General features: G+C 73.0%; 15 protein-coding genes. 8 read left to right on the top strand and 7 right to left on the bottom strand.

What is annotated here, in order from left to right; all coding sequences use genetic code 11:
• Positions 1-4: 4 nt before the first annotated feature.
• From DWB77_RS26700 to DWB77_RS26685, 4 genes are all read right to left on the bottom strand, one after another.
• Positions 5-574: a hypothetical protein gene (locus DWB77_RS26700; protein ID WP_120728289.1), complete on the bottom strand. Its 570-nt coding sequence runs from the start codon at positions 572-574 to the stop codon at positions 5-7.
• A gap of 95 nt (positions 575-669) precedes the next feature.
• Complete coding sequence (locus DWB77_RS26695; RefSeq protein ID WP_120723824.1) at positions 670-1,746, bottom strand: prenyltransferase; 1,077 nt, start codon at positions 1,744-1,746, stop codon at positions 670-672.
• A complete protein-coding gene (locus tag DWB77_RS26690; RefSeq protein ID WP_120723822.1) occupies positions 1,743-2,498 on the bottom strand; it encodes a class I SAM-dependent methyltransferase in 756 nt (251 codons plus the stop codon). Before DWB77_RS26690 ends, DWB77_RS26695 begins: the two co-directional genes overlap by 4 nt.
• Before the next feature lie 156 nt (positions 2,499-2,654).
• The gene (locus tag DWB77_RS26685; RefSeq protein ID WP_120723820.1) at positions 2,655-3,977 is read right to left on the bottom strand and encodes a glycosyltransferase family 4 protein; all 1,323 of its coding nucleotides are present in this window, start codon (positions 3,975-3,977) and stop codon (positions 2,655-2,657) included.
• Positions 3,978-4,222: 245 nt separating this feature from the next.
• Between DWB77_RS26685 and DWB77_RS26680 the strand changes: the two genes are divergently transcribed.
• Complete coding sequence (locus DWB77_RS26680; protein WP_120723818.1) at positions 4,223-4,840, top strand: TetR family transcriptional regulator; 618 nt, start codon at positions 4,223-4,225, stop codon at positions 4,838-4,840.
• 322 nt (positions 4,841-5,162) lie between these two features.
• On the opposite strand, the gene DWB77_RS26675 is transcribed toward DWB77_RS26680, so the two are convergent.
• Positions 5,163-5,396, bottom strand: a complete 234-nt coding sequence (locus tag DWB77_RS26675) for a ferredoxin (protein WP_120723817.1) — start codon at positions 5,394-5,396, stop codon at positions 5,163-5,165.
• Positions 5,396-6,856 carry an aldehyde dehydrogenase gene (locus DWB77_RS26670; protein WP_120723815.1) on the bottom strand — a complete coding sequence of 487 codons (1,461 nt, stop codon included), beginning with the start codon at positions 6,854-6,856 and terminating at the stop codon, positions 5,396-5,398. The genes DWB77_RS26675 and DWB77_RS26670 overlap by 1 nt, the downstream gene beginning before the upstream one ends.
• A 285-nt stretch (positions 6,857-7,141) precedes the next feature.
• On the opposite strand from DWB77_RS26670, the gene DWB77_RS26665 reads away from it, so the two are divergent.
• From DWB77_RS26665 to DWB77_RS26635, 7 genes are all read left to right on the top strand, one after another.
• Positions 7,142-8,194: an MBL fold metallo-hydrolase gene (locus tag DWB77_RS26665; protein ID WP_120723813.1), complete on the top strand. Its 1,053-nt coding sequence runs from the start codon at positions 7,142-7,144 to the stop codon at positions 8,192-8,194.
• 667 nt (positions 8,195-8,861) lie between these two features.
• Positions 8,862-10,103 (top strand): prenyltransferase/squalene oxidase repeat-containing protein, encoded by a 1,242-nt coding sequence (locus DWB77_RS26660; RefSeq protein WP_120723811.1) that lies wholly within the window; start codon positions 8,862-8,864, stop codon positions 10,101-10,103.
• Complete coding sequence (locus DWB77_RS26655) at positions 10,103-10,744, top strand: SCO2322 family protein (protein WP_120723809.1); 642 nt, start codon at positions 10,103-10,105, stop codon at positions 10,742-10,744. The genes DWB77_RS26660 and DWB77_RS26655 overlap by 1 nt, the downstream gene beginning before the upstream one ends.
• Positions 10,745-10,752: 8 nt before the next feature.
• Complete coding sequence (locus tag DWB77_RS26650) at positions 10,753-11,955, top strand: energy-coupling factor transporter transmembrane component T (protein ID WP_120723807.1); 1,203 nt, start codon at positions 10,753-10,755, stop codon at positions 11,953-11,955.
• Entirely contained in the window at positions 11,952-13,634 is a 1,683-nt protein-coding gene (locus DWB77_RS26645) for an ABC transporter ATP-binding protein (RefSeq protein WP_120723805.1), read from the top strand. Before DWB77_RS26650 ends, DWB77_RS26645 begins: the two co-directional genes overlap by 4 nt.
• Complete coding sequence (locus DWB77_RS26640; RefSeq protein ID WP_428985197.1) at positions 13,595-14,500, top strand: ECF transporter S component; 906 nt, start codon at positions 13,595-13,597, stop codon at positions 14,498-14,500. Before DWB77_RS26645 ends, DWB77_RS26640 begins: the two co-directional genes overlap by 40 nt.
• 309 nt (positions 14,501-14,809) lie before the next feature.
• Positions 14,810-15,232 carry a transglycosylase SLT domain-containing protein gene (locus DWB77_RS26635; RefSeq protein WP_120723801.1) on the top strand — a complete coding sequence of 141 codons (423 nt, stop codon included), beginning with the start codon at positions 14,810-14,812 and terminating at the stop codon, positions 15,230-15,232.
• 576 nt (positions 15,233-15,808) lie between these two features.
• Here the strand turns inward: DWB77_RS26635 and DWB77_RS26630 are convergent.
• Positions 15,809-16,978, bottom strand: coding sequence for a steroid 3-ketoacyl-CoA thiolase (locus tag DWB77_RS26630; protein WP_120723799.1), 1,170 nt, complete (start codon positions 16,976-16,978; stop codon positions 15,809-15,811).
• Between the last annotated feature and the right edge of the window lie 103 nt (positions 16,979-17,081).

Below are 17,081 nucleotides of genomic sequence, written 5' to 3'. Positions count from 1 at the left end.
CCGCTCAGCCGCCGCTGAGCTGCCCGGCCGAGGGCACCTGGTCCTTGACCGGCGCACCCGCCTTCTGGCCCGCGTCCTTGACGCCGTTGATCATCTTCTCGAACATGCCGACGTCCGCGTCGCCCGCGTCGCCCTTGCGCAGCTTGCCGCCCAGGCCCTTCAGCGATTCGATGCCGGAGGTGAGCGGGGCGACGGCCTTGGAGAGCAGCGGGTCGCCCTTGGCGTTCTCGGAGGCGGCCTTCAGACGGTTGTACGTGAACGCACCGGCCAGGCCCGCCTTGACGAGGGCGAAGGTGCGGCCCTTGGCGCCCTTCTTGAACTTGCCCGCCTTGTACGGCTTGACGATCCATTGATAGGCGGCGCCGGCGGCGAGTCCCGCGTTGGCGACGAAGCGGGTCTTGGCGAGCTTCTGCCGCTCGGCCGACGCGCTCGGCGAGGGGCTGCTCTCCGCCGCCGTGAGGGCGGCGCTCTGGGTGGACCGGGTCTCTCCTCCGCAGGCGGTCGTCGACACCAGGACGGCGCAGGAAAGGACGACCGCCACGACTATGCGGCGGATGGGGAACGTACTGGCCACGATGACCTCCGGGGGGGATGTGTCGGCCTCCCCGGCAGCCTCACCCGGCCCGCCGCACTGCGCCACCCGGGCGACTCCGTACGGGCGGGGGCGCCTCAGCCGCAGCAGTAGGGCGCCAGGCCCCGGGGCAGCCGTTCCCCGCCGAAGACGGCGCCGGTCGCCTCGTCGCCGCCGAGCGCCGCCACCGCGAGCAGCAGCGAGCCCGCCGTCCACGTCGTGAGCTCCTCCGGCCAGACCGCACGGTTGCCCTCGAAGACGTACCCCGTCCAGTACATGCCGGTCGCGGGGTCGCGCAGGTGCTGGATGGACTGGAGGATCTCCAGGGCCCGGTCGGACTCGCCCGTCGCCCAGAGCGCGAGGGCCAGCTCGCAGCTCTCGCCGCCGGTCACCCACGGGTTGGGCAGCACACAGCGCACCCCGAGGCCGGGCACCACGAACTCCTCCCACCGGGAGTCGATGCGGGCCGTGGCGGCGGCGCCGGTGACCGCGCCGCCGAGGACCGGGTAGTACCAGTCCATCGAGTAGCGCGCCTTGTCGAGGAAGCGCTCGGGGTGGTGCTGGATGGCGTGGGCGAGGGCGCCGGTCGCCAACTCCCAGTCGGGCTGCGGCTCTTCGCGCTGTTCGGCGATGGCGAGCGCGCAGCGCAGCGCGTGGTGGACGGAGGAGCTGCCGGTGAGCAGCGCGTCGGTGACGGGCGTGCCGTCCTCCTCGCGCTTCCAGCCGATCTGCCCGCCGCCCTGCTGGAGGGCGAGGACCCATTCCACGGCCGCGAAGACGGTGGGCCACATCCGGTCGAGAAAGGTGTCGTCGCCGGTGGCGAGGTAGTGGTGCCAGACGCCGACCGCGACGTACGCGACGAAGTTGGACTCCCGGCAGCCGTCGGTGACCCGGTCGTGCTCGCCGTCGTGGTAGGCGGCGTACCAGGATCCGTCGGTGTTCTGGTGCCGGGCGAGCCACTCGTAGGCGCGCTCGGCGGCGGCGTGTTCGCCCGCGGCGTCCAGCGCCATCGCCGCCTCGGTGTGGTCCCAGGGATCCAGGTGGTGCCCGCGGAACCAGGGGATCGCGCCGTCCGCGCGCTGCGCGTCGAGCAGGGCCGAGACCGTCTGCCCGGCCTGTTCCGCGGTGAGCACCCCGGGAAGCACGAGGTGTTCGGTGCGCTCCGGAGAGGTCACTTGGCGGCACTCTTTTCCGGCAGCGCGGGCAGGTGCGGCTTGGTCGCGTACGCCACGAAGCTCTTGCCGACGACCGGGTTGAGGGCCCGCTCGGCGAGCCGGGTGACGGTGCTGATGCCGGGCGTCTTCATGATGTCCCAGACCAGCAGCTGGTGGTACGCCCGCACCGGCAGCGCCTTGTCGTTGTCGACGCCGAAGGCGCACTTGAGCCACCAGTACGGCGAGTGCAGCGCGTGCGCGTGGTGGGTGCCGTACGGCTTGAGTCCGGCCTGCCGCATCTTGCCGATGAGCTCGTCCGCCTTGTAGATGCGGATGTGGCCGCCCTCGACCTCGTGGTACGCGTCGGACAGCGCCCAGCACACCTTCTCGGGTCCGTAGCGCGGCACGGTGACCGCGATGCGGCCGCCGGGCTTGAGGACGCGGACCATCTCGGCGAGCACGCCCTTGTCGTCAGGGATGTGCTCCATGACCTCGGAGATGATCACGACGTCGAAGGACTCGTCGGGGAAGGGCAGGTTGAGCGCGTCGCCCTCCATCGCGGTGGCGGTCGCCCCCTCGGGTGCCTCGCCGGCCTCCTTCATTGCGGCGAACCACGTGGCGACCTCGCGGATCTCCTCGGCGTTCTGGTCGAGCGCCACGACCTGGGCGCCGCGCCGGTAACACTCGAAGGCGTGCCGGCCCGCGCCGCAGCCCAGGTCGAGCACACGGTCGCCCGGGGCGAGCGGGAAGCGGGAGAAGTCGACGGTCAGCACGGAGGCCTGCTTTCGCGGACGGGGGGATGGGGTCGGCCGGGGTGTGGGGGGCGCCGCGTCACCAGGCACCCCCCGGGGCCGCGGTGCGGCCGCACACCGGGGACGCGGGGCGGCACCGGGGGTCGGGCGCGGGGCGCCCGGGGTTCGTGCTCCGGCTCACCTGGCTGCCTTCCGGGCCGAGCGGCCCTGGGCGGCGATGGCGGAGCGGTAGAGGTCGGCGGTGCCGAGGGCGGCGCGGCGCCAGGTGAAGCGCTCCAGGACCCGCTCGCGTCCGGCGGCGCCGAGGCGGCGGCGCAGGGCCGGGTCGCCGAGGAGGCGGGCGAGTCCGGCGGCCAGCGCCCCCGCGTCGCCGGGCGGCACCGCGAGGCAGGTCTCGCCGTCGGGGCCGGCCACCTCGGGGATGGCGCCGCCGGTGGTGGCGAGGAGCGGGGTGCCGGTCGCCATGGCTTCGGCTGCGGGCAGCGAGAAGCCCTCGTACAACGAGGGCACACAGCTGACCTGCGCGGAGCGTACGAGGTCGACGAGTTCGGCGTCGGTGATGCCCTTGACGAACTCCACGGCGTGGCCGAGCCCGTACTTCTCGATGGCCTGGGCGACGGGTCCGTCCTCGGCGCGCTTGCCGACGACGACGAGATGGGCGTCGGGGTGCTCGGTGCGCAGCTTGGCGAGGGCCTCGACGAGGAAGACCAGGCCCTTGAGCGGCACGTCCGCGCTGGAGGTGGTCACGATCCGGCCGGGCACCTCGGCGACGGCCGCATCCGGTGACCACAGGCCGGTGTCGGCGCCGATGTGGACGACCTCGATGCGCTCCTCGCGCACCCCCAGGTGGTCGACGATCTCGCCCTTGGAGGTGCCGGAGACGGTGAGCACCGAGGGCAGCCGGCGGGCGACCCGCTTCTGCATCTGGGTGAAGCCGTACCAGCGGCGCACCGAGGCGCGGCGCTTCCAGTCGGGTGCGGCGTCCAGTTCGAGCCTGCGGTCCACGGTGATGGGGTGGTGGATCGTGGTGACCAGGGGCGCGCCGACGTCGCCGAGCAGTCCGTAGCCGAGCGTCTGGTTGTCGTGGATGACGTCGAACTCGCCCCGGCGGGCGGCCAGATGGCGCCGGGCGCGCAGCGAGAAGGTGAGCGGCTCGGGGAAGCCGCCGGTGCGCATCGCCGCGACTTCCAGGCGGTCGATCCAGTCCCGGTACTCGTCCCTCGCGGGCGTACGGAACGGGTCGGGCGAGCGGTAGAGGTCCAGGCTGGGGAGCTCGGTGAGCGGGACGCCCTCGTCGAGCACCGGGTAGGGCTGGGCGCCGATGACCTCGACGCTGTGCCCGAGCCGGGCCAGTTCGCGCGAGAGGTGGCGCACATAGACGCCCTGGCCGCCGCAGAACGGGTTGCCCTTGTACGTCAGGAGCGCGATCCTCAGCGGACGCTCGCCCGCGCGGTCGTCGCCCCCGGTGCGGGGGCTTGCCTCTATGGCCTCAGCGGTCACTCGCGGCCCCCTTCATCACTGCGTTTCGCCGGAGCGTAACCGCTGGCGCTAATCTAGAACAAGTTCCAGACTTGATCCTTCTCGAGCGTTCGTCGATCACTCGAGAAGCTTCGAATCTACCGGCAGGTAGCGCGACTGTAAGAGCCGGATCAGGTGATTCGCGCCACGACGGGGCCCCTGCCATGCTGGGCCGCCGAACACCGTGGTGGAGAACGCCGGAGAACCGGACAAACGGAACGGGACACATGACAGCGGAAGCCAAGGCGGCCATCCCGGCCACCCCTCCCCTGACGGAACGCCAGGAGGCCCGGCGCCGGCGCATCCTGCACGCGAGCGCCCAGCTGGCCAGCCGCGGCGGCTTCGACGCGGTCCAGATGCGCGAGGTGGCCGAGGCGGCGGGCGTCGCGCTCGGCACGCTGTACCGCTACTTCCCCTCCAAGATCCACCTCCTGGTCGCCACCATGCAGGACCAGCTCCAGCATCTGCACGGCACGCTGCGCAAGCATCCGCCTTCGGGCGCGGGGTCGGCGGAGCGGGTGGCCGAAACCCTCATGCGGGCCTTTCGCGCGCTCCAGCGCGAGCCGCATCTGGCGGACGCGATGGTGCGGGCGCTCACCTTCGCGGACCGATCGGTCAGCCCCGAGGTGGACACGGTCTCGCGGCAGACCACGGCGATCATCCTGGACGCGGTGGGGCTCGAACACCCCACGCCCGAGCAGCTTTCGGCGGTACGGGTCATCGAGCACACCTGGCACTCGGCGCTGATCACCTGGCTGTCGGGGCGGGCGTCGATCGCGCAGGTCAAAATCGACATCGAAACGGTCTGCAAACTCATCGACCTCACGACCCCGCCCAACCCCTGACCCCGCGCCCGGGTCGGCCTGCGCCTTATGACCGCGCCGACCCCCACCCCGCCAGGGGGCGCCCGGTCCTGGCCCGCCCTCACGAACGCGCCAACCACCAGCCCTGCCAGGGGCGCGGGGCCGGCCTGCGCCTTATGACCGCCCCGCCCCCCACCCCCTAGGGGCGCGGGGAACTGCGCGAACGGCCCCCACCGGGCCGCAGGTGAAAGAGGGCTTGAGGGTCCGGTGCCCCAGGAGGGGGCGACTTCTTCGTCCGCGGACCGTGCGTGGCTGGTCGCGCAGTTCCCCGCGCCCCTAGGGGGTTGCGGGGGGCCCGGGGGGGTTAGTCCTCGGGTGGGAAGACGGTTTCGCCGGAGCCGAGGAGGGTGATCAGGATGGCCTCCACGGGGCAGCCCTCGGCCGCGGCCAGGACCTGTTCGCCCGCGTCGGTGTCGGGCTCGCGCGGCTGGGACTGCCGTGCGGAGTCGAGCTCGAACGCGGCGGGGGCGTGGTTCACACACATGCCGGAGCCGATGCACACACTCCGGTCGACCTCCACGTGCCAGCGGTCGCCCATCACTCGCCCCCGTGGCCGGCGGGCAGGTGGATCATCTTGTGCTCCAGGTACTCCCCGAAGCCCTCGGGCCCGAACTCCCGGCCGAGACCGGAGGACTTGTAGCCACCGAACGGGCCCAGCATGTCCAGGCTGAAGGTGTTGACGTTGAAGGTGCCGGTGCGCACCCGGCGCCCGAAGTCGATGCCGTGCTCCACGTCCCCGGTCCACACGCTGCCGCTGAGCCCGTACTCGGAGTCGTTGGCGATTCCGAGCGCCTCCGCCTCGTCCCCGTACGGCAGGAGGCAGATGACCGGCCCGAAGATCTCCTCCCGGGCGATGCGCATCGTGTTGTCGACCCCGCCGAAGAGGGTGGGCTCCACGTACCAGCCCCGCTCCAGACCGGCCGGACGCCCGCCGCCGCTGAGGATCTTGGCGCCCTCCTCCTGGCCGATGCGGATGTAGTCGAGCGAGCGCTGCCGCTGCCGCTCGGCGACCAGCGGGCCGACCTGGGTGGCCGGGTCCAGCGGGTCCCCGACGACCAGCGCCCCCGCCGCCGCCGCGAACGCCTCCGCGAACTCCTCGTAACGGGCGCGCGGCGCCAGGATGCGGGTCTGGGCCACACAGGCCTGCCCGTTGTTCATCCAGGCGGCCGAGGCCACGCCCGCCACCGTCGTCTCCAGGTCCGCGTCGGGCAGGATCACCGCCGCGGACTTGCCGCCCAGCTCCAGGGTGACCCGGGTCAGGTTGCGCGCGGCGACCTCCATCACGCGCTTGCCGGCCGCGACGGACCCGGTGAAGGACACCTTGTCGACGCCGGGGTGCCCGACGAGGTATTCACTGACCTCGCGGTCCGCGGGCAGGATGGAGAGCACGCCCTCCGGGAGCCCGGCCTCGGCGGCGATCTCACCCAGGATGTAGGCGTCCAGGGGGGTTTCGGGGGACGGCTTGAGGATCACCGAGCAGCCGGTGAGCAGCGCGGGCCCCAGCTTGGCGGCGGCCACGAACTGCGGCACGTTCCACGGCACCACGGCGGCCACCACCCCGACCGGTTCGCGCCGCACCAGCAGGGGGCCGAGCGCACCCGACCGCCGCTCCTCGTAAGGGAATCGGCGGGCTACGGTAATGGCGGAATCCCACACCATCATCGCGCCGAGCGCCTGGGCGAGCACGCTCCAGGAGTACGGGGAGCCGTTCTGCGCGCTGATGCAACGGGCGATCTCCTCGTGCCGCGCGAGGATCGCGTCCTTGATGCGGGACACCACCTCGATGCGCTCCTCGGGTGTGGCCCGCGCCCAGGGGCCCGTGTCGAATGCCGTGCGGGCGGCGGCCACGGCACGGTCCACATCCGCCCGGCAGGCGTGCGGGACGCGGCCGATGACCTGCTCGGTGTGGGGCGAGATCACCTCGATGACGTCGGAGCCGAGGGGGTCGGTCAACTCCCCGCCGATGAAAAGCTGTCCGTGTTCCACGAGCTCGGTCATGCCGGGTGCCTCCTGCGGCGCGGGCTTGGCTGCTGCCTGGACGTGCGGGTGCGGTGCGGGATGTGCGGGGCGGGCCCCCTCCCCAGAACTGATACCAGTTCTAGTTGCAGGAGTCCACGGGTGGAGCGGGGCCGGGGCGGGAGCGGTCAATGAGGGGTCCGGCCGGGGCAGTTGTGTGATCGGGGCGTGGATTGAAACCGGTTCTAGTTATAGTGACCGGGAGGGCGGGCCGCCGGACACGCACCCCTGGGGTCCCGCCGCGAGCCCCGGAGAGACGAGGACTCCATGCCGCAGGAGCCAGCCGCGCCTCAGGTGAGCGACCACGGGGGCGGGGTCCACTCCATCAAGGTGCCGATCCCGGACAACCCGCTCGGGCACACCCTGGTGCACCTCGTCGACACGGACCGGGGCCCGGTACTCATCGACACCGGCTGGGACGACCCCGCCTCCTGGAACACCCTGACCGCGGGACTGCGCGCCCTCGGTACGGACGTCTCCGCCGTGCACGGGGTGGTCATCACCCACCACCACCCCGACCACCACGGGCTCTCCGGCCAGGTCAGGGAGGCCTCCGGCGCGTGGATCGCGATGCACGCGGCCGACGCGGCCGTCGTACGCCGCACCCGGGAGGCCCAACCGGGCGTCTGGCTGGACTACTTGTGCGCCAAACTCACCGCGGTCGGCGCGCCCGACGAGCACATCGCCCCGCTGCGGCAGGCCCGCGCGTCCGGCCGTGCGCGCACTCTGCCCGGGCTGCGGGCCGCGCTGCCGGACCGCGAGATCGTGCCGGGTGACCTGCTGCCGCTGGCCGGGCGCCGACTGCGCGCGATCTGGACGCCGGGGCATACGCCGGGCCATGTCTGCCTGCACCTGGAGGAGGCGCACCCCTCCCAACTCCCGGGCCACGGGCGGCTGTTCAGTGGGGACCATCTGCTGCCCGGCATCACGCCGCACATCGGCCTGTACGAGGACCCCGACGACGGCGAGTCCACCGACCCGCTCGGCGACTACCTCGACTCCCTCGAACGCGTCGGCCGGCTCGGGGTGGCCGAGGTGCTGCCCGCGCATCAGCACGCGTTCGCCGAACCGGGGGTGCGGGTGCGGGAGTTGCTGGCGCACCACGAGGAGCGGCTGGCGGGGCTCCTTTCCCTCCTTTCCGCACCGCTCACGCCGTGGGAGCTGGCGGAACGCATGGAGTGGAACCGGCCCTGGGGGCAGATTCCGGACGGGTCGCGGACGATTGCGGTGTCGGAGGCGGAGGCGCATGTGCGGCGCCTGGAGAAACTGGGCCGCGTCGTGCGGGTGGGTGGCAGCCCGGCGCGCTACCACGCCGTGTAGCCCCGGGGCCCGTTTGCCCACCCACCCGCCCGTTGGACAGCCCGGCTCCCTGGGGCTCCGCCCCAGACCCCAAGGCACCTTCCCCACCCACCCGCCCGTAGGCGCAGGGTTGGATGGCCCGGGCCTCCTGGGGCTCCGCCCCAGACCCCGTTCGCGCCTTAAGGGCGCTCGTCCTCAATCGCCGGACGGGCTGAGGTGCTGGCCAGCGCCGAGTAGTTAAGGGGCGCGGGGAACTGCGCGACCAACCCTCACGCGGGCCAGCACGAGTACTGCCAGGGGCGCGGGGAACTGCGCGAGAAGCGGGCACGGTCCGCACACGAAGGCGGGTTTCATGGGGGCGCGGGGAACTGCGCGGGACAAGGGGTCTCGGGGGGCGTGTCCCCGGGGGGATCGGGGTGGAAGGGGGGCGGGTAGGGTGGGTGGGTCGTCGTCGTGCCCGTACGGGGGGAAGCCGGGGCAATCCCGGCGCCGAGATCTCGGCTCAGCCCGAGCAGAGGCGATCCGTAACGCCGCCCACCACGGCGACCGCGGAACGCCCCGTCACCGCATGACAGGCTCACCGTCACCCGCACACCGCAGGTGACCCCGCACCGTCGAGGCATACGGAGCAGAGCCGGGTGCAGCGCGCCCGTGCCCGCGCTCCACCGCAGGAGAGGCACCGCCCGCCATGACCGTACGCCGCAGCGCCGCAGCGCTCACCGCCGCGCTCGCCGCCGCCACCGCCGTCCTGGGCGGTGCCGCCCCGGCGGCATTCGCCGACGGCACGCCCTCCCCCGCGGCGCTCCCGCCGGGCCTGTACGGCACGAAGGACCCCCAGTTCGACGGCGTCTTCCGGCAGTCCCTCGCCTTCCTCGCCCAGGAGAAGACCAACGTCAAGCCCGCCGAGCAGGCCATCGCCTGGCTGGCCGGGCAGCAGTGCGCGGACGGCTCGTTCACGTCGTTCCGCGCGGACACCGCCACGGCGTGCGACCCGAAGAAGCTCGACACCAACGCCACCGCCGCCGCGGTGCAGGCGTTCGTCGCGGTCGGGGGTCACGCCGACGCCATCAAGAAGGGCGTCAGCTGGCTGAAGTCGGTCCAGCAGGACGACGGCGGCTGGCCGTACACCCCGGGCATGGGCGGCAGCGACTCCAACTCCACGGCCATCGTGGTCGGCGCGCTCGCCGCCGCGGGCGAGAAGCCCGCCGACGTGAAGTCGGCCAAGGGCGGCAAGACCCCCTTCGACGCGCTGCTCACCTTCGCCCTGCCCTGCGACGACCCCGCCGGCCCGGGCGCCTTCGCCTTCCAGCCGGACCCCAAGACGCAGAAGCTGTACGCCAACGCGGACGCCACCGCCGCCGCCGTGACCGGCGCGCTCGGCAAGGGCCTCACCGCCGGCGCGGGCCCGGCCGACGCCAAGGGCACCGCCTGCGAGAGGGCCACCACCCCCGAGCAGGCCGCGCACAACGGATCCGCCTACCTCGCCAAGACGCTGGCCCCGACCGGGTTCCTGAAGTCGGCGATGCCGGGCGCCACCGACCAGCCCGACTTCGGCAACACCGCGGACGCGGTGGTCGCCCTCGCCGCGGCCGGCCAGACCCAGCAGGCGAAGGCGTCCGCCGACTGGCTGGCCAAGAACGCGGGCGCCTGGGCCAAGGAGAACGGCCCCGCCGCCTACGCCCAGCTCGTCTTCGCCGCGGACGCGACCGGCGCCGACCCGAACAACTTCGGCGGCCTGAACCTGGTCACGTCCCTCAACGCCACGGGCCCGGCGCCGCAGACCGCGGTCACCTCCACCCCTTCCGCGCAGACGTCGCACTCCAAGGACGACGACGGCATCTCCGTCTGGTGGATCGTCGGCGCCGGCCTGGTCGCCGGCATCGGCGTCGGCTTCCTGATCAGCGGCCGCAAGAAGAACCAGCGGCTGTGATGCGGACGCGACTCGCCGCGTTCGCCGCGCCGCTCCTCGCCCTGGTGGTCCTCGCCACCGGCGCGGGACCGGCGCAGGCGGCCGGCTACCGGTACTGGGCGTTCTGGGACCTGGCGGGCGACGCGTGGACGTACGCCACCCAGGGCCCGGCGTCCGCGCACCCCGGCGACGGCTCGGTGCAGGGCTTCCGTTTCGCGGTGAGCGCGGACTCCAGGGACGCCTCCCAGCCGCGTACGGCGCCCTCCTTCGAGGCGGTGTGCGGTACGACGCCGACCAAGGACGGCACGAAGCGGGTCGCGCTCGTCATCGACTTCGGCACGCCCGAGGACGCCACCCCGGGCGAGACCCCGCCCGCCGCGCGCAACGCCTGCGCCCAGGTCCCGCCGGATGCCACCACCGCGGACGCGCTCGCCGCCGTGGCCAAGCCGCTGCGCTACAACAGCGCGGCCCTGCTGTGCGCGATCGGCGGCTATCCGCGCACGGGCTGTGGCGAGCAGGTGGCCGACCCGTCGGCGCCGAAGGCCGAGCCCGCGAACACCGGGCACGACAGCGGCCCCTCGGTCGGCCTGCTGGCCGGAGTCGCCGCGGTGTTGGCCCTGGGCGCGGCCGCGATCTGGCAAGCCCGCCGCCGCAGGAACTGACGCCGGGAATGTTCGCTCAGGAACCGGGGGCGCCCGCTCGGACAACGGGAAGGCCGGCTCGGGAAACGGGAACGCCCGCTCGGGAGGCCGCGGCGCCGCGGCGCAGGCCCAGCCGGCGGCTGGCCGCCCCCGAAGCGAGCCGGAGCAATGCCGTGCACCCCGGCGCCTGGTGGCTCTGGGCGCTGGGTCTGGCCACGGCCGCTTCGAGGACGAACAATCCGCTCCTGCTCGGCCTCCTCGTCGGCGTCGCCGGTTATGTCGTGGCCGCCCGCAAAACCGACGCCCCCTGGGCCCGCTCGTACACCGCCTTCATCAAGATCGGGCTGTTCGTCGTCGGCATCCGTCTCGCGTTCAACGTGGTCCTCGGCTCGCCGATCCCCGGCAGCCACACCCTGTTCACGCTCCCCCAACTCCCGCTTCCCGACTGGGCGAAGGGCATCCGCGTCGGCGGCCGGGTCACCGCCGAGGGGATGCTGTTCGCCCTGTACGACGGCGCGCGCCTCGCCACCCTGCTGATCTGCGTGGGCGCGGCGAACGCGCTCGCCAACCCCGCCCGTCTCCTCAAGTCGCTGCCCGGCGCCCTGTACGAGGCCGGCGTCGCCGTGGTCGTCGCCATGACGTTCGCGCCGAACATGGTCGCCGACGTCGTACGGCTGCGGACCGCGCGAAGGCTGCGCGGCCGCCCCACCGGGGGCCTCCGGGCCATCGCCCAGATCGGCCTGCCGGTCCTCGAAGGCGCCCTGGAACGTTCGGTCGCGGTGGCCGCCTCGATGGACGCACGGGGCTACGGCCGCACCGCCCAGGTCCCCGCCCCCGTCCGCCTGACCACCACCGTCCTCACGCTCGGCGGACTGTTGGGCGTGTGCGCGGGAACGTATGGACTGCTCGCCTCCGAAGGCGCCGGGTACGGCCTTCCCGTGCTGGCCGGTGGGGTGCTCGCCTCCCTGGCCGGGCTCCGTCTCGGAGGCCGCCGCCAGCTGCGTACCCGCTACCGGCCCGACCGCTGGGGCGTCCGGTCCTGGCTGGTGGCCGGGTCCGGGGTCGCGGTCGCCGGGCTGCTCCTGTGGACCGGTACGTACGCTCCCGAGGCGCTCACCCTCGGGGTCGTACCCCTGGCCGCACCGAGCCTGCCGCTGTGGCCGGCGCTGTCGCTGCTCGCCGGTCTGCTCCCGGCGTTCGTCGCACCCGTACCACCGAAGGAATCCCCGTGATCCGGTTCGAGAACGTGTCGGTCACCTACGACGGCGCCGACGAGGCGACCGTGCGCGACGTCGAACTGGCCATCCCCGAAGGGGAGTTGGTCCTGCTCGTCGGTCCGTCCGGGGTCGGCAAGTCGACGCTGCTCGGTACGGTCAGCGGACTCGTCCCGCACTTCACCGGCGGCACCTTGCGCGGCCGCGTCACCGTCGACGGCCGCGACACCCGCACCCACAAGCCGCGCGAACTCGCCGACCTGGTCGGCACGGTGGGTCAGGATCCGCTCGCCCACTTCGTCACCGACACCGTGGAGGACGAACTCGCCTACGGAATGGAGTCGTTGGGGCTCGCCCCGGCCGTGATGCGCCGCCGGGTCGAGGAGACCCTGGATCTGCTGGGCCTCGCGGAGCTGCGCGACCGGCCCATCGCCACGCTCTCCGGCGGCCAGCAGCAGCGGGTCGCGATCGGGTCGGTCCTCACTCCGCATCCGAAGGTGCTGGTCCTGGACGAGCCGACGTCGGCCCTGGACCCGGCCGCCGCGGAGGACGTCCTGTCGGTCCTCCAGCGCCTCGTCCACGACCTGGGCACGACGGTGCTGCTGGCCGAGCACCGCCTGGAGCGGGTGGTCCAGTACGCGGACCAGGTGGTCCTCCTCCCCTCCCCCGGCGCGCCCCCGATGATGGGCACCCCCGCCGACATCATGAAGGTCTCCCCCGTCCACCCCCCGGTGGTGGCCCTGGGCCACCTGGCGGGCTGGACCCCCCTCCCCCTCTCGGTACGCGACGCCCGCCGCAGATCAGGCCCCCTGCGCACCGAACTCTCCACCCGGGTCGCCGCCGAACCCCGCACTGAAGCCCGGCCCGCCGAACCCCGCCCCCGCGCCGCGGCACCCCGCACGCTGACCCGCTTCTTCCGCCGCCCGCAGACGCCCCCCGCCCCCACCGGCACGGCGACCGCCACCGCCCTGGGCGTACGCCGCGGCCGCGTGGAGGCGCTGCGCCGGGTGGACCTCACGGTCGCCCCGGGCGAGATCATCGCCCTGATGGGCCGCAACGGCGCCGGGAAGTCCACCCTCCTCAACACCCTCGTCGGCATGGTCGAGCCCACCACGGGCTCGGTCACCGTGGGCGGCCGCACCCCCCACCGCACCCCGCCGGCCGAACTGATCCGCGAGGTCGGCCTCGTACCCCAGGAGCCGCGGGACCTGCTGTACGCCAACACCGTCGCCGCCGAGTGCGCCGCCGCGGACGCCGATGCGGGGGCGGCCCCGGGCAGTTGCCGGTCGCTGGTCTCGGCGCTGTTGCCGGGCGTACGCGACGACACGCATCCCCGTGATCTGTCCGAGGGCCAGCGCCTGGCCCTCGCCCTCGCGATCGTCCTGACCGGCCGTCCTCCCCTGCTCCTCCTGGACGAGCCGACCCGCGGCCTGGACTACGCGGCCAAGGCCCGTCTGGTCGAGGTACTGCGGGCGCTCGCCGCCGAGGGGCACGCCATCGTGCTGGCCACCCACGATGTGGAGCTGGCCGCCGAACTCGCCCACCGGGTCGTGATCCTCGCGGGCGGCGAGGTCGTCGCGGACGGCCCCACCGCCGAGGTGGTCGTCTCGTCGCCCGCCTTCGCCCCGCAGATCGCCAAGGTCCTCGCGCCCCAGCACTGGCTGACCGTCTCCCAAGTACGCGAGGCGCTGTCGTGACGCACACCACGGAGCCGCCCGAGCCCACCGGGCCCGCCAAGCGCACACGACCCGACCATGCCGGGCGGGCCGTACCGGCCGTACGGCTCGGCCCCCGCGCGGTGGTGGCCCTGAGCCTCATCACCCTCATCGGCATCGCCGTCTTCGGCTGGCCGCTGCTGGCCGACGCCAACTCCGGCCTGGCGCACGCGAGGGACGCCCCCTGGCTCTTCGCCGCGCTGCTTCCGCTCCTTGTGGGTGTGGTGATCGCCACCATCGCCGACGACGGCATGGACGCCAAGGCCGTCGCGATGCTCGGCGTCCTCGCCGCGGTGGGCGCGGCGCTGCGTCCGCTGGGCGCGGGCACGGCGGGCCTGGAGCCGATGTTCTTCCTGATGGTGCTGAGCGGCCGGGTGCTCGGCCCCGGCTTCGGCTTCGTGCTCGGCTCGGTGACGATGTTCGCCTCCGCGCTGCTGACCGGCGGGGTCGGACCGTGGATGCCGTTCCAGATGCTCGCGATGGGCTGGTTCACGATGGGCGCGGGTCTGCTGCCGGGACCGCACCGGCTGCGCGGCCGGGCCGAGTGCGCACTGCTCGCCCTCTACGGCGCGCTGGCCTCGTTCGCGTACGGGACGGTCATGAACCTCCAGGGCTGGACCTTCATCGGCGGCCTGTCCTCGGGGATCTCCTTCCACCCCGGCGACCCGCTGCACGACAACCTGATCCGGTTCTTCGCGTACTGCGCGGCCACCTCGCTCGGCTGGGACCTGGGGCGGGCGGCGCTCACCGTGGTGCTGACGCTGACCCTCGGGACCACCCTGCTCAAGGCGTTGCGGCGGGCGACGCGTCGCGCGGCCTTCGAGGCCCAGGTCACATTCGAGGACTGAACGGCGTCCCCGCGGGGTGAGGCCGCCCACAGGCCGATGGTCCTCTACGAGGCGCGATAGTGGCCCTGGGACGTGCTCCAGGCGCCCCCGCGCGACCGGGCTGACCTGGGCTTCACCCCTGCTTGCACGGCGCGGGTCGTTGCACCCCGAGTGCGACTCCCACTAGTACACGGGGTCATTGCGGGCCGCCCCCAAGGCCCGTTACAACTGTGCGAGTCGCCGGAACCAACCGGTCCGCTTCCTGGGCCGACGCATGACGGGTTCCCTCGCCGTGGAGGTCTTCGAAACCTCCGGCGGAGTGCGGCGCCCATGCCCCCGAGGTTAGGTTTCGCGTTGTCTTTCGCCGCCCGTTTCACCGCTCGCAAGAAGTCCGTCGCCGCCGCCGGTGCCACGCTGCTGGCCGCCTCCGGGGTCGCCCTCGCCGCCGTGCCGGCCCAGGCCGCGCCGACCAGTGCGCAGGCGATTGCGCGGCAGATGATGCCGTCCGATCAGTTCCAGTGCTTCAGCAAGATCGTGAACCATGAGTCCGGCTGGAATCCGTCGGCCACGAACGCGTCCTCCGGGGCGTACGGGCTCGTGCAGGCTCTGCCCGGCTCGAAGATGGCGTCTGCGGGGGCGGACTGGCAGACGAATCCGGCGACCCAGATCAAGTGGGGGCTGGGTTATATGAACGAGCGGTACGGCAGCCCGTGCGGCGCCTGGAGTTTCTGGCAGCAGAACAACTGGTACTGACCCACCCCCAACCCCGGGGATTCGCCCCGGACCCCGGGCCCCTTTTGCCCACCACCCACCCGTGACGGGGGTTGGCTGGCCCGGGCCCCCTGGGGCTCCGCCCCAGACCCCGACGCGTTTTCCCACCCACCCGCCCGTGCGGCGCGTTGAACGGGCTGAGCCCTGGGGCTGCGCCCCAGACCCCCGCGGGGGCTCCGCCCCCTGCACCCCCGTTCGCGCCTGAACGGCGCTCGTCCTCAATCTCCCCCAAGGCCTTAAGGGCCAGGGGGGACCCCCATGACAGGCTGAGGTGCTGGCCAGCACCGAGTAGCTAGGGGCGCGAGGAACTGCGCGCCCAAGTCCCGTCCGGGCCGGCACCAGTCCTGCCAGGGGCGCGGGGAACTGCGCGACCAGCCACGTACGGCCCGCAGACGAAAACGGGTTTCTTGGGGGCGCGAGGAACTGCGCGAGAAGCGACCACGGCCCGCAGGTTCGGGAGGGTTTAGGGGCGCGGGGAACTGCGCAACAGCAGGCCCGGGTGGGGAGGCCTGGAGCCCTGAGGGCCGGCCGGGGGGCCGGGGGCGAGGCGCCCGGGGGCTATAGGCGTTGGAGGATGGTGGCTGTGGCCAGCGCCCCGCCCGCACACATCGTCACCAACGCAAACTCCTTCCCCCGCCGCTCCAGCTCGTGCAACGCCGTCGCGATGAGTCGAGCCCCGGTCGCCCCGACGGGATGCCCGAGCGCGATCGCACCCCCGTTCACGTTCACCTTCTCCAGGTCCTGCTCGAAGACCTGCGCCCAGCTCAACACCACTGACGCGAACGCCTCGTTGATCTCGACGAGGTCGATGTCGCGCAGGGACATCCCCGCCTTGCCCAGCACCGCGCGCGTCGCGTCGATGGGCCCGTCGAGGTGGAAGTGCGGGTCGGCCCCGACCAGCGCCTGGGCCACGATCCGGGCCCGGGGCTTGAGCTTCAGGGCGCGGGCCATCCGCTTGGACGCCCACATGATCGCGGCCGAACCGTCGGAGATCTGCGAGGAGTTGCCCGCCGTGTGGACCGCCGTCGGCATCACCGGCTTGAGCCGGCCCAGTGCCTCCATCGAGGTGTCGCGCAGCCCCTCGTCGCGGTCGACGAGCCGCCACATGCCCTGCCCGGCCGCCTGCTCCTCCTCGGTCGTGGGCACCTGCACCGCGAACGTCTCGCGCTTGAAGCGTTCCTCGGCCCAGGCGACCGCCGCCCGCTCCTGCGACATCAGGCCGAGGGCGTCGACGCGCTCACGGGTCAGGCCCCGGTTGCGGGCGATCCGCTCCGCCGCCTCGAACTGGTTGGGGAGGTCCACGTTCCACTCGTCGGGCCAGGGCTTGCCCGGGCCGTGCTTGGAGCCGGAGCCGAGCGGCACCCGCGACATCGCCTCCACGCCGCAGCTGATGCCGACGTCGATGACCCCCGCCGCGATCATGTTGGCGACCATGTGGCTCGCCTGCTGCGAGGATCCGCACTGGCAGTCGACGGTGGTCGCGGCGGTCTCGTACGGAAGGCCCACCGCGAGCCAGGCGTTGCGCGCCGGGTTCATGGACTGCTCGCCGGCGTGGGTGACCGTACCGCCGACGATCTGTTCGACGCAGTCGGCGTGGATGCCGGTGCGGCCGAGGAGTTCGCGGTAGGTCTCGCCGAGCAGATAGGCGGGGTGCAGATTGGCGAGCGCGCCCCCGCGCTTGCCGATGGGCGTGCGTACGGCTTCGACGATGACGGGTTCCGCGGCCATGAGCTCGTCCTCTCCTGACACAGCCGCTGGGTGTCCCGGCACCGCACGGCCAAACGAACTGATACGCGTTCTAGTTCTGAGTGCAGTCTTATGAGAGCTACCC

The sequence above is a fragment of the Streptomyces hundungensis genome (genome assembly GCF_003627815.1).
Taxonomy (GTDB): Bacteria; Actinomycetota; Actinomycetes; order Streptomycetales; family Streptomycetaceae; genus Streptomyces; species Streptomyces hundungensis_A.
The sequence above is the reverse complement of the archived record's forward strand: the minus strand, read 5'-3'. Positions and strand labels throughout refer to the sequence as shown.

Coding starts and splice junctions, on each gene's coding strand:
- DWB77_RS26680 (WP_120723818.1), top strand. CDS start 4,223: ATGACAGCGGAAGCCAAGGCGGCCATCCCGGCCACCCCTCCCCTGACG.
- DWB77_RS26675 (WP_120723817.1), bottom strand. CDS start 5,396: ATGGGCGACCGCTGGCACGTGGAGGTCGACCGGAGTGTGTGCATCGGC.
- DWB77_RS26670 (WP_120723815.1), bottom strand. CDS start 6,856: ATGACCGAGCTCGTGGAACACGGACAGCTTTTCATCGGCGGGGAGTTG.
- DWB77_RS26665 (WP_120723813.1), top strand. CDS start 7,142: ATGCCGCAGGAGCCAGCCGCGCCTCAGGTGAGCGACCACGGGGGCGGG.
- DWB77_RS26660 (WP_120723811.1), top strand. CDS start 8,862: ATGACCGTACGCCGCAGCGCCGCAGCGCTCACCGCCGCGCTCGCCGCC.
- DWB77_RS26655 (WP_120723809.1), top strand. CDS start 10,103: ATGCGGACGCGACTCGCCGCGTTCGCCGCGCCGCTCCTCGCCCTGGTG.
- DWB77_RS26650 (WP_120723807.1), top strand. CDS start 10,753: ATGTTCGCTCAGGAACCGGGGGCGCCCGCTCGGACAACGGGAAGGCCG.
- DWB77_RS26635 (WP_120723801.1), top strand. CDS start 14,810: ATGCCCCCGAGGTTAGGTTTCGCGTTGTCTTTCGCCGCCCGTTTCACC.
- DWB77_RS26630 (WP_120723799.1), bottom strand. CDS start 16,978: ATGGCCGCGGAACCCGTCATCGTCGAAGCCGTACGCACGCCCATCGGC.